This is a genomic window from Microcoleus sp. N9_A1 (genome assembly GCF_036701795.1).
GTDB lineage: Bacteria > Cyanobacteriota > Cyanobacteriia > Cyanobacteriales > Microcoleaceae > Microcoleus.
Genome location: NZ_JAUBRI010000083.1, coordinates 1 through 21,749, shown reverse-complemented (window position 1 = coordinate 21,749; position 21,749 = coordinate 1). Strand labels below are relative to the sequence as shown.

At 45.8% G+C, this 21,749-nt stretch carries 17 protein-coding genes, 2 tRNA genes and 1 pseudogene; 4 read left to right on the top strand and 16 right to left on the bottom strand.

All coding sequences use genetic code 11. From position 1 onward, the window contains the following. Positions 1-16: 16 nt before the first annotated feature. Entirely contained in the window at positions 17-772 is a 756-nt protein-coding gene (locus QUA58_RS26955) for a DMT family transporter (RefSeq protein WP_333397062.1), read from the top strand. 138 nt (positions 773-910) lie between these two features. On the opposite strand, the gene QUA58_RS26950 is transcribed toward QUA58_RS26955, so the two are convergent. From QUA58_RS26950 to QUA58_RS26925, 6 genes are all read right to left on the bottom strand, one after another. Next, positions 911-2,179, bottom strand: a complete 1,269-nt coding sequence (locus QUA58_RS26950) for a WcaI family glycosyltransferase (protein ID WP_333257241.1) — start codon at positions 2,177-2,179, stop codon at positions 911-913. A 151-nt stretch (positions 2,180-2,330) separates the two neighbouring features. Beyond that, a complete protein-coding gene (locus QUA58_RS26945; protein WP_333048542.1) occupies positions 2,331-2,768 on the bottom strand; it encodes an ATP-binding protein in 438 nt (145 codons plus the stop codon). Further along, positions 2,765-3,058: a hypothetical protein gene (locus tag QUA58_RS26940; RefSeq protein ID WP_333397060.1), complete on the bottom strand. Its 294-nt coding sequence runs from the start codon at positions 3,056-3,058 to the stop codon at positions 2,765-2,767. Before QUA58_RS26940 ends, QUA58_RS26945 begins: the two co-directional genes overlap by 4 nt. Before the next feature lie 248 nt (positions 3,059-3,306). Continuing rightward, positions 3,307-4,308: a sugar transferase gene (locus tag QUA58_RS26935; RefSeq protein WP_333257235.1), complete on the bottom strand. Its 1,002-nt coding sequence runs from the start codon at positions 4,306-4,308 to the stop codon at positions 3,307-3,309. Positions 4,309-4,838: 530 nt separating this feature from the next. Further along, complete coding sequence (locus QUA58_RS26930) at positions 4,839-5,507, bottom strand: DUF3318 domain-containing protein (RefSeq protein WP_015178535.1); 669 nt, start codon at positions 5,505-5,507, stop codon at positions 4,839-4,841. A gap of 819 nt (positions 5,508-6,326) precedes the next feature. Then, a complete protein-coding gene (locus QUA58_RS26925; protein WP_333257233.1) occupies positions 6,327-7,382 on the bottom strand; it encodes a hypothetical protein in 1,056 nt (351 codons plus the stop codon). Between the two features lie 284 nt (positions 7,383-7,666). On the opposite strand from QUA58_RS26925, the gene QUA58_RS31665 reads away from it, so the two are divergent. Both QUA58_RS31665 and QUA58_RS26920 read left to right on the top strand, forming a co-directional pair. Next, entirely contained in the window at positions 7,667-8,299 is a 633-nt protein-coding gene (locus tag QUA58_RS31665) for a DUF3800 domain-containing protein (protein WP_445301907.1), read from the top strand. A gap of 27 nt (positions 8,300-8,326) precedes the next feature. Continuing rightward, a complete protein-coding gene (locus QUA58_RS26920; protein WP_333397059.1) occupies positions 8,327-8,881 on the top strand; it encodes a DUF3800 domain-containing protein in 555 nt (184 codons plus the stop codon). On the opposite strand, the gene QUA58_RS26915 is transcribed toward QUA58_RS26920, so the two are convergent. The 7 genes from QUA58_RS26915 to QUA58_RS26890 form a co-directional block, all read right to left on the bottom strand. Then, complete coding sequence (locus QUA58_RS26915) at positions 8,871-9,128, bottom strand: type II toxin-antitoxin system HicB family antitoxin (RefSeq protein WP_333256155.1); 258 nt, start codon at positions 9,126-9,128, stop codon at positions 8,871-8,873. The two genes, QUA58_RS26920 and QUA58_RS26915, sit on opposite strands and share 11 nt — an antisense overlap. Next, a complete protein-coding gene (locus tag QUA58_RS26910) occupies positions 9,109-9,357 on the bottom strand; it encodes a hypothetical protein (RefSeq protein WP_106148613.1) in 249 nt (82 codons plus the stop codon). The genes QUA58_RS26915 and QUA58_RS26910 overlap by 20 nt, the downstream gene beginning before the upstream one ends. Then, positions 9,326-9,586, bottom strand: a complete 261-nt coding sequence (locus tag QUA58_RS31660; RefSeq protein ID WP_445301906.1) for a DUF6972 family protein — start codon at positions 9,584-9,586, stop codon at positions 9,326-9,328. Before QUA58_RS31660 ends, QUA58_RS26910 begins: the two co-directional genes overlap by 32 nt. A 154-nt stretch (positions 9,587-9,740) precedes the next feature. Further along, complete coding sequence (locus tag QUA58_RS26905; RefSeq protein ID WP_333397057.1) at positions 9,741-11,150, bottom strand: ferredoxin:protochlorophyllide reductase (ATP-dependent) subunit N; 1,410 nt, start codon at positions 11,148-11,150, stop codon at positions 9,741-9,743. 479 nt (positions 11,151-11,629) lie between these two features. Beyond that, entirely contained in the window at positions 11,630-13,018 is a 1,389-nt protein-coding gene (locus tag QUA58_RS26900) for a DUF5331 domain-containing protein (RefSeq protein ID WP_333397055.1), read from the bottom strand. 34 nt (positions 13,019-13,052) lie between these two features. Then, positions 13,053-13,919 carry a ferredoxin:protochlorophyllide reductase (ATP-dependent) iron-sulfur ATP-binding protein gene (gene bchL / locus QUA58_RS26895; RefSeq protein WP_333256149.1) on the bottom strand — a complete coding sequence of 289 codons (867 nt, stop codon included), beginning with the start codon at positions 13,917-13,919 and terminating at the stop codon, positions 13,053-13,055. A 942-nt stretch (positions 13,920-14,861) separates the two neighbouring features. Next, complete coding sequence (locus QUA58_RS26890; RefSeq protein WP_333397053.1) at positions 14,862-17,024, bottom strand: CBS domain-containing protein; 2,163 nt, start codon at positions 17,022-17,024, stop codon at positions 14,862-14,864. Between the two features lie 181 nt (positions 17,025-17,205). On the opposite strand from QUA58_RS26890, the gene QUA58_RS26885 reads away from it, so the two are divergent. Further along, positions 17,206-19,728 carry a PhoD-like phosphatase gene (locus QUA58_RS26885; protein WP_333310027.1) on the top strand — a complete coding sequence of 841 codons (2,523 nt, stop codon included), beginning with the start codon at positions 17,206-17,208 and terminating at the stop codon, positions 19,726-19,728. Between the two features lie 262 nt (positions 19,729-19,990). Here the strand turns inward: QUA58_RS26885 and QUA58_RS26880 are convergent. The 3 genes and pseudogenes from QUA58_RS26880 to QUA58_RS26870 form a co-directional block, all read right to left on the bottom strand. Beyond that, positions 19,991-20,062: transfer RNA gene (locus QUA58_RS26880), tRNA-Thr, on the bottom strand. Between the two features lie 73 nt (positions 20,063-20,135). Beyond that, positions 20,136-20,217, bottom strand: a tRNA-Tyr gene (locus QUA58_RS26875). 197 nt (positions 20,218-20,414) lie between these two features. Next, positions 20,415-21,680: pseudogene (locus QUA58_RS26870) on the bottom strand (ABC transporter ATP-binding protein); the annotation flags it as partial. Between the last annotated feature and the right edge of the window lie 69 nt (positions 21,681-21,749).

The window sequence follows — 21,749 nt, the reverse complement described above, 5'->3', positions numbered from 1 at the left end:
TTGAATTGCCCATCAAGTGCGATGCCTGCGGCTGGCTTCGCCTACGCGATTTTTTCGAACTTATTCAGCAAGCCCTAGTTATTTTTGCAAGAGGTCTAATACTCTAATCTACGTTGCCGGCCACACAACCTTGGCGGTGAATATGGCGTTAATTGCCACTTCTTCCCCAGTTTTTATTGTACTTATGTCTCGTATCTTTTACGGAGAAACTATCTCGTTAACGCGCGCTGTCGGTATTGCGATCGCAGTCAGCGGTGTTGTACTGTTAATCGCGGGAGGCTCGTTAGAGAGGCTGCTGAGTATTTCGTTTGCGATCGGCGATTTGTATATGCTGTTAGCATCTATCATCTTTGCTGGCTACACGATGCTGGTAAAGCGCAAGCCGCCCAACCTGCGGATGACAACTTTCACTTTATGCACTTTTAGCTTGGGGCTGTTGTTTTTATCGCCCTTCTATGCGCTGGAATGTTGGATTTATCACCCTGTGGTGTTCAATCCTTCGATCGCCCTGGCGTTACTTTATGTCGGGGTTCTGTCATCGGTGGTGGCGTTTCTGGCATGGAATCAGGCGATCGCCCTAATCGGCCCGAACCGCACAGCCTTAATCTATTACCTGATTCCGGTGTTTAGCGGTATTGCTGCGTGGCTGTTTCTCGATGAAGCGATTTCGTTGGTGCATATTTTTAGTACATTGGCGATCATCTGCGGCATTATTATTACTAACCGGACTGAATCAAGCCTTGCCGAAATCAGGAACATACCGAAAAATTGAATTATATTATCTCAGATAACATGACTATCATCAAATTTGTAGTGAGGACTTCAGTCCTTTCATCAGCCTTTTAGTCGATCGGGACTAAAGTCCTTACTACAAAAGATCGCTACATATTGCACTAACTCAATTATCTGATTACTTTGGCAGCGGTGCCAAGACTTTCTCAGCATGACTCGCCGCCACCGCCGCAAATAAAGCCTCATAATGATTCAAAGCTTCCTCAAATCCGTAATTCTCAACAGCATAATTTCTACCTTGCTCGCCCAACATATTCACCCGATCGGGATTTAAGAACAAATCCTCCACAGCATCAGCCAAAGCCTCCGCGTCTTCCGGCGCTATTACAACCCCGCCACCGCTTTGCTGGATTGCTTTATGGGCTGTACCAGTTTCGGGAACCGACGCCAAAATTGCCCGGCCGCTGGCGAGAAGTAATTGAATTTTTGAAGGCATATTGAAGTTAGTGACACGGCGCTTTTGTACAACTAAACTAATATCCGCAGCAGCTAACAATTCCGGCAATTTTTCTCGCGGTTCAAAGGGTAGCAACATTACATTAGTAGCTTTATAAGTTTCGCAATCTTTTTGCAAGCGCGCTAGTGCTGTTGATTCTCCGACAATTACAAAAGCGATTTCGGGTATGTGTTTCAAACGGGCTGCTGCTTTGACCACTGTTTGCAAGCCTTGAGTGAGGGCAATATTTCCAGCATACAGAACTACAAATTTGCCCTTGAGTTTGTGAGTTTCTCGAAATGAGTTATTTTCCTTGGGTAAGGGGCGAATGAAATTAACATCGACCCAATTGGGCACGCAAACTATTTTTTCCGGGGGTACCCCCTGAGAGTGCAATTTTTTGATAAAACCGCTGTCGATGACGCTGACTTGGCTGGCTGTGCAGTATGCCAATTTTTCTAAAGCGTCAGCAATGCGAACTAGCAGTCCGTTTTTTTTGACCAAGCCGACGCGCACGGCTGCTTCTGAGACGATATCCTGTACGTTGAGGACGATCGGGCAAGCGCGAATCCAGCCGTAAAAGGCAACAGGGACGCAAATCGGTAAAGGGGGCATTGTCGAGAAAATTACGTCGGGACGCCAGCCGCTGAATGCTTGGACGGCGCTGGAGACGACAAAACTGCCGTCTAGCACAAGTCGGTCTAGGAGGCTGGGGTGGGGGCCGTTCACGCGCAGATAGCTGCGCTGAATTGTGACGCCGTTGTGTTCTTCGGTGAGGTAAAATTTGCCCTGATATTGCGGATAAATCCGGCGCTGCGGATAGTTGGGCATTCCTGTGACGACTCGGACTTGGTGGCCGCGCTTGACTAGGCCTTGCGCTAGTTCTGTCATCAGGGGGGCAATGCCGATCGGCTCTGGATGGTAATTATAGGAATAAATTAGAATACGCATAATATTTAGTTTGAAGCAAATTGTCCTGCAGCCGCGTGCACTCGCAGAATTGCAGAGGATGTGGTTGGGTTCCGGGTAGGACAATAGGGGGCGAGGGGGATCTTCCACCCCTTGGGAAAGAAGCCGCCCTGACCGGGCGGGTATCGCCCCCTCATGTAATGTTTTTTCGCATTACCAGGCAGTTGCGGCGATCGTCGGTACGGATATAGCGAAGATCGTCTGTGAGCTTGTACATGAACACCAGTCCCCTTTCTCCTTCTCTGTCCAAAGGATCGCGCTGCTCTTGCATAATCGAGTGCAGCTTTGCTTCTAAGTTGAAGGGTTGACCCCTGTCCCAAATCCTAATTTCTAAGTAATCGGCAAACACTTTTACCTCAATGTCTATGGGCGTCGTGGGGGGCAAGTTCTGGTGAGCGTGGCGGACAGCGTTTGTAAAGCCTTCGTTGATTATCAGCCGGCACTGCCACCAGAAATCCGCTGGCAGCAGGGGCAAAACGATATTCTCCAACCATTCCAAAACGGATGTTAAAGCATTCAGGTCTGTTTCAACCTGAAGGTGCGGCTCGGCCTTTGGTTGCTTGTCTTTCATCTTTCTTCCCCCTGGTCGGCCCCCACCACCGCTGTACTCAGCGCCGGAGGGAGAGGAAAAGGAGGGCAAGGTCTTGGCAACATATTAGTTAAGTCAAGCTTGAGTTGAAGAAGCCCGTTTGGCCTCAAGGTGAGCATTCCTTTCGCACCATTTACTCGCACAGCAAATGAGAGACTTCCGATACTGTAACCCGCCTTGGTAGGGCGTTTAAATTGAAAAAATTCCCGATTCAGCTTGCGAGGAGTGATTTTAGCTTCCACCCTGTTAGCAATCGGTACTTGTCTAAACATACGTTAGTTTTTGTCGTCATCAAAAACCCTGGTGGCGTAATTCGAGCATGACCAGAACTGCCAAATTGCTAATTCGTAGTTCGATCGCATATCTGGCAACTAGCTGCCCATTTTTTCGGTGTGAATTTTAACACTTAATAGCACCTTAGCGATCGCTACCGAGTCTGCTTAACTAAATATCGAATTCTAGTTCCAGCAGCCCCTCGGCAACAGCACCCGAGAGTTCAGCAATGAGTTGTTTAGGACTCCTACACAGCACCGCTATTTTTGTTAAACAGGACTGTTATGGTTTTAACAATTAGTTTCAAGTCATAGATCAGGCTCCAGTTTTCTTGATATTTTAAATCTAAACGGATGACATCTTCAAAATCGCGGACTTGAGAGCGACCGTTGACTTGCCATTCGCCAGTCATCCCGGGCTTGACATCCAAACGCTGCCACTGAGGGACTTCGTAGCGATCTACTTCGTCTGGAGTAGGCGGTCTGGTGCCGACTAGACTCATTTCGCCTTTGAGCACGTTCCAAAACTGTGGCAGTTCGTCGAGACTGGTTTTGCGTAAGATGCGCCCGACTTTGGTAATCCGCGGGTCGTTGTCATTTTTAAAAAATGCGCCAGAAGCCTGGTTTTTGATTTGGGCTTTCATGGCTTCGGCGTTGGTACACATCGATCGAAATTTCCAAATCTGAAATTTTCTCCCCATCCAGCCGCAGCGGGTTTGTGCAAAAAATATCGGGCCCGGATCGTTGATGGTGATGGCTGCGGCTATGGGTACGAGTAAAATTCCTGTAATCACCAAACCGACTATTGCTCCAACGATGTCTATCAGCCGTTTGACCAACGATTGCACTGAGGGGTGCGTCATCGGTAGCTGATTGTCCGGGGAGTTGGTCTCTGCCGGAGTTGAGGTGGCAGGGGTCTGCTCGATCGTCAGCACTTGATCTAAGCTGGTGAGAGCGAATACAGCCATTACCTGCGGCTTCAGGCTGCGAAGCACCAAGTCGCTGCCGCGCTGTTTGGCAAATTTGAGATTGCTGACTAAAGCACCAATTCCGCTACTGTCAATAAACGTCGTGTGAGTGAAGTCTAGGACAATTGTGCTGGGAACGGTGCTTTCAGAGAAAAGTTGCTGGCAGGTTTTTTTGAAGTTTACGGCTTCAAGTACGCTCAAGCGCACGGGTATGTGAACCGAGGGAATCTCGTCGAAGTACGTAACCCGAAAATTTTCTGCCTCTGGGATTTGGCTGACCATGAAGTCCTAGTTTCAAATTTCAAACTGATATCTTTAACCTATTCTGTCCTACCCGCTCCACCTTTACCAAATATTGTTTTTACCACCGGGCTAGCTTTATCGCAACTTTACAAAAATGTCAAAAAAGCTTGTTGTCGATCGTCCCGATATCGAAGGCCAAGGTAGAATCTAGTCTACCAGTCCCTGTTTTGGCGGAAAAATTTTGAACGCAGCCGCCGCCCAACTTTCACCTTTGATATCATATCCGTTCGATTGACCGCAATAAGCAAGGTTTGTAGTGCGGACTTCAGTCCGCTCTCAGCCCGAGGACTTGCATCGGACACGGGCGATCCGTTTTTGTTCTGGTAATCCACCGGACATGATATGAATCAAGATTTGTATCGGTTCAGCCCGATTAATTTTGTCTGGAAAAATTCCGATGTCTGTCTTGTAGCGGGATACCAAGCGCAGTTAACGCTTAACAGTTAACTAGAAAGTCAAGAGTTAACCGTTAACTGAAAAATCCCCCCACCAAACGTCGGGGGATGAGGTTAAGAATTGTAGACGTTTTCTGACTGGGAGGTTTCGCGGGTGATGGGTTTGACTTTGGCTTTGGCCTTGGCTGCGTTGCGTTTGAGGGCCTGGAGACGAGCTTCGTATTTAGCCCGCTGCTGTTTTTTGGAGGTTTGCTCGATTAAGGTTTTTAAGGCGCTGCCGAGGCTTTTGTAGGCGTTTGGGAGAGTGTAGCCGAAGCGGGTTGCCAGGGCGAGGGCTTTTTCGTCAGCGTCTACTGCTTCTTTTAAACTTTTCTCTCCGTTGTTTTTTTGGTAAAGTCTCCAGCCGGAGACGCCGCACAGGGATAGGGCCAGTAACAGCAGCAAGCCGTCTTGCACCCAAAGTTCGCCGACGGCGCCACCTAAACCAATGGCGAGGGCTGCCATTTCCCAACCGTCTCTGGGGATGGTGTCGTTTTGGATTCTGGCGACTTCGTGCCAAAATAGGAGGTTCCGCTGATCCATTGCTAGCTGTTCCCAGCGGATCAGGTCTATTTGGATTTCTACCTGGTCTTTGCCTATTTCTTCGCTGCGGATCAGGGTAGGATTAACTTCTATTGTTTTTTCTACTGTTACCCAACTTTGGAGTTCAGGGGGCAGTATATTTTTCAAGCGCCGGATCTCACTCATCTCGGCTCTTGCTGTAGAGGTTGCATAGGATGTCATAGCTCCGGCCTATTGATTTTCCAAAGGTTAATATGTGTCTATTTCTGGAGTATAGCAAACCTTTAATCAAAATCTAGTCGAGTAACGGGGGTCGATCGACCAATACTTGCAATTTTACTTGATTTTACTCTCTGGGGGCGATCGCAACTGCCTGCTCGATCATTTCCTTTGGAGTATTTCAGCGACGGACTGACACTCATTTAAGGGATACAGTACCAGTTATCCTACTGCTATTTTTGGCTTCTGCTTTGATAATTTTTTGGGGCAAAAATAGCGTTTTTTGTGAATAACTTATCGCTGTTTTCTCTATTTTTATACCTTGGCTTTCTGCCAGGTTAATTAACCGCTTTCAATATTCGATAGTAACTTGACCAAGATTTAAATATTACATCATAATTCTACCTCAAATATCTTTCTATTTCTGATATATTTTGGTTTCGAGTTGAGATAGGAACTCGATGGGTTGCGGAGATCTGTTGAGCCGTGATATTTTAACTTTAATTCCGCGATTCCCGGCAAAGCATTTTCTGTGAGTTTAGGCAACAAAAATTGTTGAAAATTCTAATCTTTTTTCTATTTCTCGATAACCAAATCCTTTTAACCTGAGTTAAAGAGCTTGCGCTTTATTCCATTTTATGATGTTTTTATATGCGATCAAATCTTGCAACTCTTCTAGTTGTTCCTCTATCTTATCTTTTTTTTAGGTTGCTGATTAACGGTATGAACCAACTTTTTCCGGAAGTTACAAAACTCACGATACTTGGCTTATGGCAATTCCGAACTATTCAATTCATACCTGTATTAAGCAACGCCAAATAATTAAAGTGACTTGAGAAGACCGCTTTCTAACTGATAAATTGCTGCCATGATTCCGGTTTCAGGATTTGTGAGCAGTGACTTTTTGACATCTTTCAAGTATTCTACAATGTGTTCCCGCAAAATTGGTCTTTCCACTTTGACTGTGTGATTATAATCCCACAAATCCCAGATGATAATCCCGATACCGACAATCGGATCGATTAAACCTACTCCCAACTGACTAGCAACTGTACCGCCTGTTTTTGTGGCTACCTTGGCGGCGGCTTTGCTGGCAACTTTGGCGGTAACTTTGCTGCCAACTTTAGCTGCTACTCCCAAAATTAAGGGTTTAGCAACTAAGTAGCCACTGCCGCCAACTAATACTTTTAACGATAAATTAGAGACGTTTCCTTTGTCGCTAATTGTGGTGGCAATATCGTTCAGATACTTGTCCCACTGTACTTGCGGTATCTTATAATTGTTTTGAACTACTTTCACATTTTTGCTAACTTCTGATATGTACAAATTAGCAGTATCTTGAGTGATTAATTGAAATCGCAGTTGAGCATTTTTGGGTACCAGCACGCGGTTAGCAAATTCTCTTTGAAAGTCTTCAGTTAATTTTTCGGAAACAGCTTGAGAAGCTGCTGTCATATCAAATCTGTTGAGTACGGCAGATTTTACGAAATTAAAAGGTACGGTAAACTCCATCTTTTTTTGATTGAAGTAATCGAAGTACCAATCGAGGAAACTATTGTCTAGTCGTGCAATTACTTCGGTTTCCCATTTGTCCAATTCTTTTGAGGCGAAAGTTTCGGCTGTTGTATGGGATTGTTGGATGGCGTTTTTAACGTCTTGGTTGACTTTGCTAAAATCGTGCGGCGGCGAGACGACAACTGCTGTGGTTCCGGTATTTGTTAGTGACTGGGAAATTAGAAAGTTACCTAATAGGGGAATCATGACTACTAAAATTACGATCGTCCAAATCATCGGTGTCACAGTTTTGATAAACTGACCGATAACTCTGAGACGTTCTGTTTTCTGTGAATAGGTAGTTTTTTCGTTGTCTTGACTCATGGCGGTTCTGCAAGTGATGAGAATGGGGGGCTAGTTTCGATTATAGGCGGCGTTTCCTGAATTGTGTTGCGGGCGATCGGGCTGGGATTCTGGAAGGGTTGGGGAATAAGTGCGATCGCTCACACAGTCTTATTATAGCAAGCTATTTTTCTGAGCGTACTCAAATACCAAGTTCTGTATTATTGTTAATTCTCATTTGTGAAAAGAGGCTGTTAAGTTTCATTTCTGAAGTGGTATGCTTCTGTAATTTCCTGTTATATTACCAAAATAACTGGTAATACACAATCTTCACAATTAAACGGAGAATCCCTATAAAACAAACCATTCAAGAAATTTACTGCGATGAATCAGGTTTCACTGGTAACGATATTCTTGACAAAGAAGCCACTATTTTTGCTTATGCAAGTGTAGCAATTAACCATGAAGAAGCTACAGAATATGTAAATAATATAATTCAAAAATATAAGCTACAAGGTGGCGAATTAAAAGGTCGAAACCTTCTTAAATATCCCAAGGGTCAAAAGGTAATAGCTGAGATATTGATAAATTTTAAGGATCGCATAAAAGTAGCTGTTTATCATAAAAAATTCAACTTAGCTTGCAAATTGTATGAATATATATTTGAGCCAGTTTTATCAGAAAAAAACTCTCTATTTTACCATATAAAATTTCACCGATTTATCAGCAACATTTTATATGTAGAGTTTGTATGTCAGAGCGCGGATGCTGAAAAAATATTTAGCGATTTTCAGAAGCTTATGAGAAGTTTGGAGGACACAGAACTTAACTATCTTTTTAGTTCTTCAAAAACACCTGATATTTCGCCTATACTCGACGGCATAAAGACTTTCTGTATTCATCATAGGGATATAATAAATCAAGAATTAAACTCTTTACAAGGAACTGATATAGGCTAGTGGATTTTAGAGCTTTCGTACCCGGCTTTGTTGTCTATTCTCTGTGACAGGGGAAAAGAGTTTAACCAACTTAAAGTTTTTTGTGATGTTAGTAAACCACTCAAAGAAAACAATAGACTGTTCGATCCTATGATTGGGATAAAGGATAAGATTGATATGGACTTTTTTCAAGGAGTAAAAGAACCCTGTACATTTAATCTATCCCAAGAAGTTCAATTTGTGGAATCCGATAAATTTCCGGGCATACAAATAGCTGATGTTGCTGCGGCTGCTTGTGCCTATGCTGCTAGAGAAGGTGTCAACCAAAATACAGAGAGCTGGATAGAGCATATACCCGGTATTATAGGTGGCAACTCAGTGATTCCTGATTTGAGTTACACCGACCCACATACATTTGATGCGACCAGAAATTATATGTTGTTAATATATTTGGTGGAGAAAAGTATCAATAAACAGCCATTGCTTGATGGAATAGAAGAGTTTTTATCGGCGGTTACTCATGATTTAAGTCTCAATCCGAGCAATCGGATAGCTACTATTGCCGAGAATTGTCAAAGCGACGCACCCTACTTTAACTTTTAGCAGGTAAAGGAATCTCATCGCCACACTCATAAGCAGTCTCTATCCACAATTCTCTAGCTTCTTCAATGTTCTCCATCGCTTCCAACAAAGTTTCCCCCACAGACATACAACCCGGAAGGTCTTTGATTATCGCTGTATAACCTTCAGGTTCCGGGTGAAAACTGATAAGATATTTCAGGCTCAAGTAATAATTTAGAGATTTAAGCTTGACTTTCATCATCAATAACTTAAGCCACTTGCTCAACATTGAGCCGCCCTTCAACCCGCTCATATTCATCTTCAAGGAGCCAAAGCCTTGCTTCCTCATAGCTAGAACAAGCAAAAACAATCTTATAGTCTTCAGTCGGGTCGAAAATGCAAAAATTATTTTTATCATCACCGAGCAACATCAAAACATAAGGAGGGACAGAGGTAGGGTCAACCCATATTTCTGTAAACTGCCAGTTATTTGCTAGGTTGGGTACGGGGGATGACATGATATTTATCTCCTATCACTTTAATTTCACCGTAATGTAAAGGAATTTGGCTGCCATCACTCTGAATTCTATAACCAATTGGGCTGGCAAAGTAGAGTCCATATCGTTCGTGATTGCGAATAATGCCTGTGAATTCCCCATTTTTTATTATGGCTTGTGCCACTCTAATCATTGTAGCTTCATTGTTAAATACATGAGCAGAGCCCGATCGCTGCAATAACCTTTGCATTTGTAGTGTATCTGGGAGATGCTTGGCAATGTGTCTATTGTCTATAGTTAGTTCACGGTTAATACCACTCATTTAATCTGAAAATTTCAGTAATATTTTAATAAAAACCCGGTTTATTTAATAAACCGGGTTTCTAATTCAAGCCTAAAAACGATTAAACCTTCGCTTCATTCTTCACCAAGTTACCCCAACCCAAATCCTTCAGTGAATTATTCCGGCGCAACGGACGAGTCACCAACTCCAAAATATCCCGCGCATTACCAAACCCGTGAATCTGAGCAAAAGTAAACTCAACAGACCACTTAGTATTAATTCCCCGCGCTTCCAAAGGATTAGCGTGAGCCATACCAGTAATCACCAAATCAATATTCTGCTCGTAAATCCGCTGAAGCTGATTGTAATTGTCTGGTTTCTCCACAATCCGAGGAGTAGGAACTCCCATCTCGTGACAAGTTTTTTCTAACAAAGCCAACTCGGCAGCCTGATAGCGCTTGTCCATGTAAGGAATGCCGATTTCCGGGCAAGTCATGCCGCAGCGAATCAAGAAACGTGCTAAAGAAATCTCTAGCAAATTGTCGCCCATAAAGAAGACTGATTTGCCGCGAATTATTTGCAGGTAATCTTCCAAACCAGCCCAAATTTGCGCTTCCCGTTCGTCCAAACCTTTTGGTTCAATTCCTAACACTGAGCAAATCTTCTCAATCCAAGCGCGAGTTCCGTCAGGGCCGATCGGGAATGGCGATCCAATTAGCTTACACTTACGGCGGCGCATCAACGTAGAAGCAGTGCGCGACAAGAACGGATTCATGCCCGATACATAATAGCCTTCTTCCAATACTGGCAATTCAGTGTAGCGTTTGGAAGGAAGCCAACCGGAAACTTTGATTCCTTGCTTCTTCAATTCTAGAGTTAGCTGAGTAACAACCGGATCGGGCAAAGAACCAAAAAGTACCAGCGGCGTGTGCTTGACATATTCCGATTCATCTGCTGCAACTTCCTCTTTTTTCTTGCCGAAATTCAGCAGTTGAGAGATAGCATTGCGTTCTTGTTTCTGAGATTCCATCACGGGCGCTTTCTCAGGGCACTTAGCAGCCATCGCGGCCAAAACAGTATCTTCCCCTTGAGTAAAGGCGTAATCTAAGCCGTTAGCGCGGGCTGTGACGATGGGAATGCCGATTTCTGCTTCCAGCTTCGGTGCTAACCCTTCCAAATCCATTTTGATGATTTCGGTGGTGCAAGTGCCGATCCAGACGATTACACTGGGGTTACGATCGCGCTTAATTTGCAAGCACAGCCGCTTCAACTCATCATAATCGTTTAATTGAGCGGAAATATCGCCCTCTTCCAACTCAGCCATCGCATAGCGAGGCTCAGCAAAAATCATCACGCCCATTGCGTTTTGCAAGAAATAGCCGCAAGTTTTGGTACCGATGACCAAGAAAAAGCTATCTTCAATTTTTTGATAAAGCCAAGCTACGCAGCTAATCGGACAAAAAGTGTGATAATTTCCTGTTTCGCATTCAAAGTTTAAAGCTTCCGGTTCAGTAGTAGTAATAGCAGTCATATCTCAAATCTTCTCCCTTTAAATTGTTTTTAGTCTGGAACAGGACAGGCTCGCTAAGTGAGGAAATACCTGTTTTTTGCGCTCGCCTCGTTGCTCTCGCGGACTATAGAAATAGGTTGTTTTTCCTCTCAAACGCGAACAGGCACAGGAGGGGAAAAAAAATCTGTTTTTTGCGCTCGCCCTTTCGCAGCGAACAATAAATAGAAATACCTGATTTTGGGCTAATTCCTCTGAAAAATAGATGCAACCAACTCAATATTTCCGCAGCCGCAGCATCCAAAATTTGAGCTAAAAAATTCTGCGCGAGGGCTTATAATCCCTCACAGCAGGGATTTGTTTTTCTTTAACTCGCTCGCGGCAAAAAGCCTTTTGGCAGTTGTGAGTTGGAGCTAATTAAAAATTAACAACTCGCAACTTACAACTCACCAATAGAGCGGCAAACTTCAAGACTAGAAGAGATGCGGGCGATCGCAACAACCTCACTTAAAATCAGACAAAAAACCCGAAATTTCTTCATCGTCATCATCGGAATCCAAATCGCCGAGACCTAGAGCATCTAAATCATCTTCATCAGGATCTCCGGTAGTTGCTTCCCCCAGATCGTCAAGTCCGAGATCATCGAGGTCATCGTCATCAGATACAGAGAAATCGTCAATACCGTCATCGTCCAAGTCACCCAGATCCATGTCTAGGTCATCTGAGGTCGCTGTCCCAAACGGATCAGGTATTTCTTCCGCGACAAACTCTGCATCTTCTTCGCCAAACGGATCGGATATTCCCGATTCGAGATCCCCAGAGGTCAAAGTCCCAAATTGTGAGGCTTCTTCCTCGTCATCGCCGAGGTCGAGACCGTCCAAAGCCGAGGCTTCTTCTTCCTCGTCATCATCGCCGAGGTCGAGACCGCCCAAAGCTAAGGCTTCTTCTTCCTCGTCATCATCGCCGAGGTCGAGACCGCCCAAAGCTAAGGCTTCTTCTTCGTCATCACCCATATCAAAGTCAGATACGGCATCTTCCTCATCGTCGCCCATATCAAAGTCAGATACGGCATCTTCCTCATCGTCGCCCATATCAAAGTCAGATACGGCGTCTTCCTCATCGTCTTCGAGACCGAGACCGTCCAAAGCCGAGGCTTCTTCCTCGTCGTCGTCCATGTCGAAGTCGGAGACCGCTTCTTCCTCGTCATCGTCCATGTCGAAGTCGGAGACCGCTTCTTCCTCGTCATCGTCCATGTCGAAGTCGGAGACCGCTTCTTCCTCAAACTCATCCAAGGATTCCTCCTCGGCGCTCAGTGCTGACGCAGCAGCAGCCAGACCAGCGACTCCGGCGGCTCCGGCGACTACTCCGGCTGCTGCTAAGGCAGCACCGCCCAATTTATTAGATTTGGCTGCGGCGGGTGCAGCAGTGGCAGTTTGAGCTGCTGCGGGTGCAGCAGTAGCAGTTTGAGCGACTGCGGGTGCAGTAGTTGGAGTTGGAGAGGCGGCGGGTGCAGTAGTTGCAATTTGAGCTGCTGCGGGTGCAGTAGTTGCAATTTGAGCTGCTGCGGGTGTTGGAGATTTACCGGCCGTCTGCGGCGCGATATTTGAGGGCATACCCAGCGCGATGTCCGGGTCAAAATTTAGCCCCAACACCTCAATCAGGCTGTCTGCATCCGGCTTGAGTTTTGAGAAGGGCAGCATTAATTGCTGGAGTTCCGGCTCCAGGGCAGCCGCAATTCCCAGGATGAGGTAAGAAACAGGCCTTTTCCCGCCGTCGGGTGTGGCGACCGTGTTCTCAGCCGTCATGTGCAGGAGCAGCCAAGCCCGATTTACCTGGTAGTAGTCCAACCACTTCTGTTTGAGAGCAACTGAAAAAGTATCAAAAAAAGCCATAACCTCTTTATCCTCATCCTGATCGCTAGACCTATTAAACCATCATCAGGTCTAGCTCATCTTCCTCCTTCTTGACCACCGGTTGCACTGGATTTAGATAAAAATCTGAAAGTAAGGCGAATAATTCGCGATCGGGCGTGTCGTTGGGCACTACTCCTTCAGGCATTGCCAAAATCTGGTCGGCGATGTTGAGGTAGTAATCGCAGACGTAGTTTAGGGATGGATCGCTCTCGGCCATCTCAAACAATGTTTTACCTTTGACGCGAGAAACGCGGATGTCTTCAATCAGGGGCAGCACTTCCAGTACCGGCATCGGTACGGTGTCGATGTACTTGTCAATCAAGTCGCGCTTGGAGGTGCGGTTGCCAATTAAGCCGGCGAGTCGCAACGGGTGAGTGCGGGCTTTTTCGCGGACTGAGGCGGCGATGCGGTTGGCTGCGAATAATGCGTCGAAACCGTTGTCGGTGACGATCATGCAGTAGTCGGCGTAGTTCAATGGGGCGGCAAAACCGCCACACACTACGTCGCCGAGCACGTCGAACAGGATGATGTCGTATTCGTCGAAGGCATTGAGTTCTTTGAGGAGTTTGACGGTTTCGCCGACTACATAGCCGCCGCAACCAGCTCCTGCGGGAGGGCCACCTGCTTCTACGCAGTCAACGCCGCCGTAGCCTTTGTAGATGACATCTTCGGGCCAAACGTCTTCGTAGTGATAGTCCTTTTCCTGAAGGGTGTCAATAATTGTGGGGATCAAGAAGCCAGTGAGGGTAAATGTGCTGTCGTGCTTTGGATCGCAACCGATTTGCAAAACTTTCTTGCCGCGCTTGGCTAGGGCAACGGAGATGTTGCAGCTTGTTGTCGATTTGCCAATTCCACCTTTTCCGTAAACTGCGAGTTTCACTCTTTGTTCTCCTATAGGTTTCTATCAAAACGATGAGGGCTGGATTTTCATGCTTTTTTTCGATCGCCCAACTCCAATAGCCCAATTGCAATAGCCCAATTGCAATTCCCTTACTGTCAGTCGATTTGAGATTTCAGATTTGAGATGAAAGAATGGACTCCACAGATGAATCTGGGGGTTCTTTCTAACTAAAATTTTCGATCTCGACGACTTTTGTTTGGGGCTTGTATCCGTCTTTGGGTTAGGCCAATTTTGGACTCGGCCCTTAGTCACCTCGTTGAAAGCATTATTAGCTAACTTGCGATGAAAAGAAAGGGGGCGTCTAAATGAAAATGCTAGTAAATTTGTTTATTTTGCATCTTTGGGAATCTTAACTGGTTTTTTGATAAAAAAATAGATTTTTATATTTTTTTTAGCTTTTAAATAGATTTTAGAATACTTTCTTAATATAAAGAGGTACAAAAATAAAACAAAAATTAACTTCTCAAACAATCTGGGCTTTTGGCTTTGGGGCTAGGATGCAGGCAGTTGATGGCTTGTGCGGGTAAGTGAAACGGTCATAAAGGCGCTAGTGGATGAGGCAAACTCGAAGTGAGTTCGGATCAGTTGGGTCAGGGGAGGGCAAAGTTATAGGATTTTAGATTTTAGATTTTAGATTTTAGATTGGCAAAGATTGATTTTGCTGGGGTTTCTGGTGTTTTGTAAAAAATTGTGAATTTTTAGGAAATGGTGGCGAGTCGGAGAGTGGGAGAGTGAGTCGGGGAGAGGGAGAGTGGATGGGGAGAGTGGGGGAGTGGGACAATATGATGTCTTCCCCATGACTACTGATACGAGTTAAAAAAAGAATGCAACTGTAGGCCCGTGATCCAAACCACGAGCTTCATGAGTCATTTCCCATCCTTAAATTGTTCAATCTAAAATCTAAAATCCTCTGACTGCTGACTAATGACCACTGACGATCGGAATCTCGATCGCAAATTCAGTGCCCCGCCCAGCTTCCGAAACGCAGTCGAGCCGCCCCCCGTGCTGTTCGACAACTAAATGGTAAGAAATCGACAGTCCCAACCCAGTGCCCTTGCCGACTGGTTTGGTAGTAAAAAACGGGTCAAATAATTGGCGACGAATCTCTTCAGGTATGCCCCGCCCGTTGTCGGAAATGCGGATCGCGACAAAATCGCCACCAACAACTTCAGTACGAATTGTAATAGTGGGAAGAGTCAATGGAGAACTAGGATTTGACGGGGGTGAATTTTTCGCATTTCTCGTCGCCCATTCCCCTTTCTGGATTTCTTCATCCAAAGCATCAATAGCATTGCCGATAATATTCATGAACACCTGATTTATCTGACCAGCACAGCACTCGATTAGGGGCAAATTGCCGTATTCTTTAATAATGTCAATAGCTGGATGTGCGCCGTGGGCTTTGAGCCGGTGCTGCAAAATCAACAAAGTGGTTTCGAGTCCCTCGTGAATGTCAACGAGCTTGATGTTAGATTGATCCGATCGCGAAAAATTACGCATCGACACCACTATTTGGCGGATGCGCTCGGTTCCTACTTGCATAGAAGACACGATCTTTGATAAATCTTCTACCAAAAAATCGACTTCCATCTTTGCTGCTGCTTCCCTAATTTCCGAGACTGGTTCGGGATAGTGCTGCTGGTAAAGTTCCAACAGTTGAAACAATTCTTTGATGTAGTGGCTGGCGTGGGAGAGGTTGCCGTAGATAAAATTAACAGGATTGTTAATTTCGTGAGCGATACCGGCAATCATTTGTCCCAAAGAAGACATTTTTTCGGTTTGCACCAATTGAGTTTGAGTTTGCTGCAACTTTCGCACAGTTTCCTCTAATTGCTGCGCTTGATTTTTCAAGCAAGTTTGCTTTCGCCGCAGCACTTCTTCGACTCGCTGGCGCTTGATAATATCCCGTCTCAACAATTCATTTGATTCTAAAAGTTGAGCGGTGCGTTCTTCAACTTGTTTTTTTAAGTCGTCGTGAGCTTGGCGCAGGGCTTCTTGGGCCCGCTGCCGCTCTAAAATTTCTTGCTGCAAAAGTTCGTTGGCTTTCTGCAATTGGGTGGCTCGATCGTCCACTGCTTGTTGCAACAGCTCGATCGTCCCATACATTTCAGATTGGTTAAAAACTTGCGGCAAACTTGTCACAGAGACAACACCCAAAAGTTCTCCCTGGCTGCCAACTACTACCAAACGGCGGACGCAGTGCCGCTGCATGGACTGGTGGGCACTCCAGAGGGAATCGGCGGGAGATATGCAAAATAAAGGCGCACTCATGGCCTCTATAGCCGATATTTGGGAGAGGTTTAATTCCAGGGCGTGAAACTGCACGATGTCGCGCTCGGTGACAATGCCGATCGGAATTTGATAATTTTGTGTTGGTGCGATCGCCCGATCAGGATGCTGAGTTTGCTCTTCGACAATGACGACGGAACTAACTCGATGATTGACCATGAGCTGGGCTAAATCGAGGGCTGAGGCAGTTTTTGGGGCCGAAATGACTTGGTGCGTCATGACATCTCCTGCACAGCGCAAATTGGTTAGCAAGTTAATCGGTTGCAGGGCTTCGTGAATGGCTTCGCGGGTGATGATGCCGATAAGTCGCGAGTCCTCGTCCACTACGGGCAAATGCCGGATCTGGTGCTGGCGCAACGTGAACATAGCTGTGAAAATATCTTGAGACTCGGATTGTTTGAGGGTAATGGGCGATCGAGTCATTACGTCAGCAATTGTCAGTCCGACTGTACAAGCTGCGACGGTAGTTAGCTTGACGATATCTCGTTCTGTAAAAATGCCGATCGGTCGATTATCTTCGACGACTAAGACGCAACTGCGCTTGGCTGCGCTAGCAACAGCGTTTTGTTTTTCGCCACAAAGCTGACAGGAGACGCGCATCGGGTTCATGAGAGCCAACACCTGGGCGATCGGGGTTTCTGGAGCCACGGTGAGGGGGTGGCGGTCGATCGCTTGATCTAAAGGCGAGGAGTAGATTGGCCGGCTGTTGGGCCGTCCGGCGGGTTCTGATGATTTAATTGCTGGCAACTGGGGGGCTGAATTGACGAAATGCTGTAATTTTTCTTCTTGTAGCATGATTATTAATTTTACTTAATGAGTTGTTACAATTTTGGAGACTTGGGTTGGCAGACTTAGCATTAATTAAGCGGGTGACAGATGCTTGATCGCCTAAAATCTGATTGCTAGAACACTCTTATTTAATTTTTATTTTTTAAATCCTATGTCGTGGACTCCCTTAAGTCATCGAATTCATCACTTGCCGCTTATCCTTGCGGGCCCGATGTTGCGCCGGACTGAAAGTCGGGCCGTGACAGTTTGGCTGGCTCTGAAAGCACCCCGCCAAGTCGAACTCAAGGTTTATTCGACAGAGGGCGGAACCGGCGAAATTGTCGATCGACCCTTACTCCAAGGTGCGAACTCTACCGTGCAGCTAGGCAAATACCTGCACGTAGTCGCGGTGACTGCTAAACCAATTAACAGCCATATCTTGACATCTGGGCAAATTTATGCTTATGACATCAAGTTTGCTGGGAGTAGCGAGTCGCCGTCGGCGGGTGCAGTCCCAGAAAATGAGAAAGAAAATCTCATTTCTTGCCTGTGGCCGGCCTCCCCTGATTTGTCGGCTTTGGGGCCGGAGACGATTAGTTATTTCGCTCACCAGTTGCCCACTTTTGCCTTGCCGCCGCAGGATTTAAACTATTTGCGTATTGTTCACGGTTCTTGTCGCAAGCCCCACGGAGACGGCAGAGATGCGCTGCCAATCTTGGATAATTCGATCGAACAGTTTGCAGGAACGGCAAATAGCAGGCCCCACCAACTGTTTTTAACGGGCGACCAAATTTACGGCGACGACGTTGCCGATGCGATGCTGTGGGCTTTGACTGATGCTGGCGATACACTGTTGGGCTGGGAAGAAAGTCTACCCCTGATGGATGATGCCCAAATAAAAAAGAATTTGTGTATCAGTATACCTAAAAATTCGGAAAACGAAACTGCACTTTGCCAAGAGAGGGAAATTTTTAGAGAGTCGCCAATTCAGAAACCGTCTGATGCTGAGTATGAGTCCAAAAAACCTATTGAGTTACAGCCGGGGACTCGCAGCGATATTGCCAGAGATTTTGGCGGCTTTACGGCGATGTTGGTGAATAAACCCGACAATGCTAAAAGTCACTTGTTTAGCTTGGGCGAATATTATGCGATGTATTTGTTAGTTTGGTCGCCGATACTCTGGTGCACGAGTTTTCCGAAGGGTAAAAATATTTGTCAAGTTTCTAAGCAGGCAAAAGTCTGGGATAGAGAAGTTGTTGAACTTAACGGTTTTGCTCGCAATTTGTGGAGGGTGAGGAGGGCGCTAGCGAATATTCCTACTTATATGATTTGCGATGATCATGATGTTAGCGACGATTTGTATTTGAATCGAGAGTGGTGTTACCGGGTGTTGGGAAAGCCGCTGGGCAGACGGGTGGTACAGAATGCTTTGCTGGCTTACGCTGTGTTTCAGGCTTGGGGCAATACGCCTGCACAGTTCGATCGCGAAAAACCGGGAGATAAATTATTAAAGGCTGCTGAAAAATGGTCTGATTCGGGGGGAAGTGATGTTTCTGCTTGGGATGAGGCAGCTTCGTATTTGGGAATTCCTGGACTCGATCCTAAAACTCATTTGCCTAAATTGAAATTAGATGAAGATGTTTTTATTTTGGATCGAGATGACGAGGGTGTAAATGAGGTTTTGAATTGGCATTTTACTGTGAGAAGTTTTAAGCACGAGGTGATTGTGCTGGATACGCGGAGTTGGCGGGGGTATCCGGTGGAAAGTGCGATCGATCCACCGATGCTTTTGACTCACAAAGGTTTTGAGGAACAAATTCAGCAGCCTTTGAAGGAGACTGATTTGCTGAATAAAACTGGGGAGTTTGAGATTGAGGCGACGCTGGTGGTTGTGCCGACAAATTTGGTGGGTTTGTCGATTATTGATGCGGTGCAAAAGTGGGATGTGGAACAGGGGAAGGTTTTTAATAGTGATGCGGGGGATGCTTGGAATTTTCATGAGTTAGCTTTTGTCAAGCTGTTGTCGGAGTTTTTTAAGCAGCGCGATCGGGTGATTGTGTTGACGGGGGATATTCACTATGCTGCTGCTGTGCGACTGAGTTATTGGTCTGATTGTCATTTTGGCGATTCTCAGCCGAATATTGAGCCTTTGACGAGGGAGAATTATCGGTCAAATTGTCAATATTCTGTGCTGGCGCAGTTGACTGCTAGTGCTTTGATCAATGAGGAGTGGAAAACGCATTTAATTCATACTAAGATTAAGTCGCTGTTTCCTGAGCGATCGCACGAATGTTTGGGATGGAATGAGCCGCTGGAATTAATGAAGATTTCGAGGGGTGGCAGAAAGAAGGCTATGGCGGGTGATGTCAAAAATAGACAATCTCTGCCTGATTGGGGCTATCGGATTGACTGGATTAAACGGCAAAGAGCTCGGGTATTTTTGCTGCTAGAAAAGGGAACTGCGTCAGATCGATCGCATAAAAATAAACAATTGTCATTCCTGCATAGGTTGTGGAATTTTATATCGCTGTTGTGGCGCAATCGCTGGCTGCAAGAGGGTGATGAGGTTGTGGGATATAGCAATATTGCGATCGTCAGTTTTCAGTGGCCTGCTGAGGGTGATGGGGAGAAGGCGGTGATCCAGAATGTTTATTGGCGGCCGCTTTGGGAGCCGGATACTGTGGTTTACAGTCAATATTTTGTGCCGCTGGGATTGGATGAGGATGATTAGATTCCCGACTTCTTGAACAAGTCGGGGATTTCGATACGGGTACAATATTGTGATGAGTTTGTGGCAGTGTCCACCGGGAGCATCTCAATGAAAGCAGCCAAGCTAGAAACTGGAGTTGGGAGCCAGGAGTCCGGAGGACAGAGGAAGAAGGAAGGAGCTAGAAGAAGTGTTTTTACAAATATCGAGATGCTCCCGTGTCCGCCTGGTTGAAATCCTGACTATGCAGGACTACCCTTGGTGGATATACTATTATAAATTAGCAAGCCCGTGACGAGATTTGAACTCGTGACTTCCTCCTTACCAAGGAGGTACTCTACCACTGAGTTACACGGGCATAAAAAATTAAGAACCTCCAATTAAAAAAATAATTTTTAATTCTTAAATTTTAACTTTTTATTAAATTGAGGTGGGCCGAGCTAGATTTGAACTAGCGTAGGCGTAGCCAGCGGATTTACAGTCCGCCCCCATTAACCGCTCGGGCATCGACCCATTTCCATCACAGTTATAAATCCTAGCACCACAATCTTTATTTGCAACATTATATTTAAAACTCTAATCATTAAGTGGAGAACACATAAGTGAGTTAATGGCATACGGGAAAATTGAACAATGTTTAAGGTGTGCATTGCTACGTCTAGGCTGGGTGCCGGCACGGAGCACCCTAAGTCTAGACTCAGAGGAAATGCCTAATTCACTAATTCCCCGGTTTCTTGTAGGGAGTGGAGGCGGCGGTAAATACCTTGTTGACTCAAAAGTTCTTCGTGGCTACCAACTTCGACGATTCTACCGCCGTCGAGTACGACGATCGCATCGGCTTCGCGAATTGTACTCAGTCTGTGGGCAATAATTATGGTGGTGCGCGTACCGAGGATATTCTGCATGGCTACCTGGATCGATCGCTCCGACTCATAATCCAAACTAGAAGTAGCCTCATCAAAAATTAACACATCCGGCTCCACCAACAGCGCCCTCGCAATCCCCAACCGCTGCCGCTGACCGCCGGACAACCGCATTCCTCTCTCCCCGACCACGGTATAGTAACCTTGGGGCAACAGTCGCACAAAATCGTCTACTTTGGCGATGCGACAAGCATCCTCAACTTGCTCGAAAGTTGCATTTCGGTTTCCGTAAGTCAGATTTTCCAGCAAAGTACCGTTAAAAACGTCTACTTCTTGGTGGACAATCGCTAAACGCTGCCGGTAGCGAGTCACGTCTAAGCTGCAAATGTCTTCGCCGTCGATCAGAATGCGGCCGGAGTTTGGTTCAAAGTAGCGAAACAGAAGTTTAACTAAAGTCGATTTCCCGGAACCCGATCGCCCGACTAATGCTACAGTCTGACGGGGATGAATCAATAAATTCACATCCTCCAAAACCGGTTTTTGACTGTCGTACCCGAATGTCAAACCGCTGATCTCAACTTTGCCGGTAAATTTATAAGGTGGCTGTGCCGATCGAGCATTTTCTGCTAAATTAACCGCATCAACACCGTCTGGCGTTTGCATAAACTCGTGGAACCGGATCATTGAAGAATAACGCCGCGCCAATAATTCGGCGATAATGCTAATCGGACGCAGTTGAGAATATGCCATGCTTGCCAGGGTGTAGACGGTAACAAAATATCCGAGGGAAATTTTGCCTGCAACCGTGGCTGCTAGGCTAAAACCAAGAACTGAAAACAAACACAACTGGACGATCGTCTGCTGGTATGTCCCCAGGGTGACGTATCCTTTGTGAATGCGGTTGATCACGACTTTTAATTCGCGATCTAGTCTGGTGGTTTGCCTTTTGAGTTCATCGCTTTCTGTCGCAAAAGCTTTGACTGTTTTGATGTTAGTGATAATTTCCGAGTTGCGGCTTTCGGTATCTTCGATGTATTCATCCAGAATTTCTTCTCGCGCAGTCACCCCTTGCAGGCCTTTGAGGGTGAAACTGAGGATAAATAGGATTGACACTCTCAGGGCTGAAGCCGCTGAGATTCTGCGGACAAAGCAGCTTTAGGTAATACCCAAAGTTTTACTCTC

What these genes read in the sequence shown, in the direction of transcription:
- QUA58_RS26950 (WP_333257241.1), bottom strand. Translation starts at nt 2,179, where the DNA reads ATGCGTATTCTAATTTATTCCTATAATTACCATCCAGAGCCGATCGGC.
- QUA58_RS26945 (WP_333048542.1), bottom strand. Translation starts at nt 2,768, where the DNA reads ATGAAAGACAAGCAACCAAAGGCCGAGCCGCACCTTCAGGTTGAAACA.
- QUA58_RS26940 (WP_333397060.1), bottom strand. Translation starts at nt 3,058, where the DNA reads ATGTTTAGACAAGTACCGATTGCTAACAGGGTGGAAGCTAAAATCACT.
- QUA58_RS26935 (WP_333257235.1), bottom strand. Translation starts at nt 4,308, where the DNA reads ATGGTCAGCCAAATCCCAGAGGCAGAAAATTTTCGGGTTACGTACTTC.
- QUA58_RS26930 (WP_015178535.1), bottom strand. Translation starts at nt 5,507, where the DNA reads ATGACATCCTATGCAACCTCTACAGCAAGAGCCGAGATGAGTGAGATC.
- QUA58_RS26925 (WP_333257233.1), bottom strand. Translation starts at nt 7,382, where the DNA reads ATGAGTCAAGACAACGAAAAAACTACCTATTCACAGAAAACAGAACGT.
- QUA58_RS26915 (WP_333256155.1), bottom strand. Translation starts at nt 9,128, where the DNA reads ATGTTGAGCAAGTGGCTTAAGTTATTGATGATGAAAGTCAAGCTTAAA.
- QUA58_RS26910 (WP_106148613.1), bottom strand. Translation starts at nt 9,357, where the DNA reads ATGTCATCCCCCGTACCCAACCTAGCAAATAACTGGCAGTTTACAGAA.
- QUA58_RS31660 (WP_445301906.1), bottom strand. Translation starts at nt 9,586, where the DNA reads ATGCAAAGGTTATTGCAGCGATCGGGCTCTGCTCATGTATTTAACAAT.
- QUA58_RS26905 (WP_333397057.1), bottom strand. Translation starts at nt 11,150, where the DNA reads ATGACTGCTATTACTACTACTGAACCGGAAGCTTTAAACTTTGAATGC.
- QUA58_RS26900 (WP_333397055.1), bottom strand. Translation starts at nt 13,018, where the DNA reads ATGGCTTTTTTTGATACTTTTTCAGTTGCTCTCAAACAGAAGTGGTTG.
- QUA58_RS26890 (WP_333397053.1), bottom strand. Translation starts at nt 17,024, where the DNA reads ATGCTACAAGAAGAAAAATTACAGCATTTCGTCAATTCAGCCCCCCAG.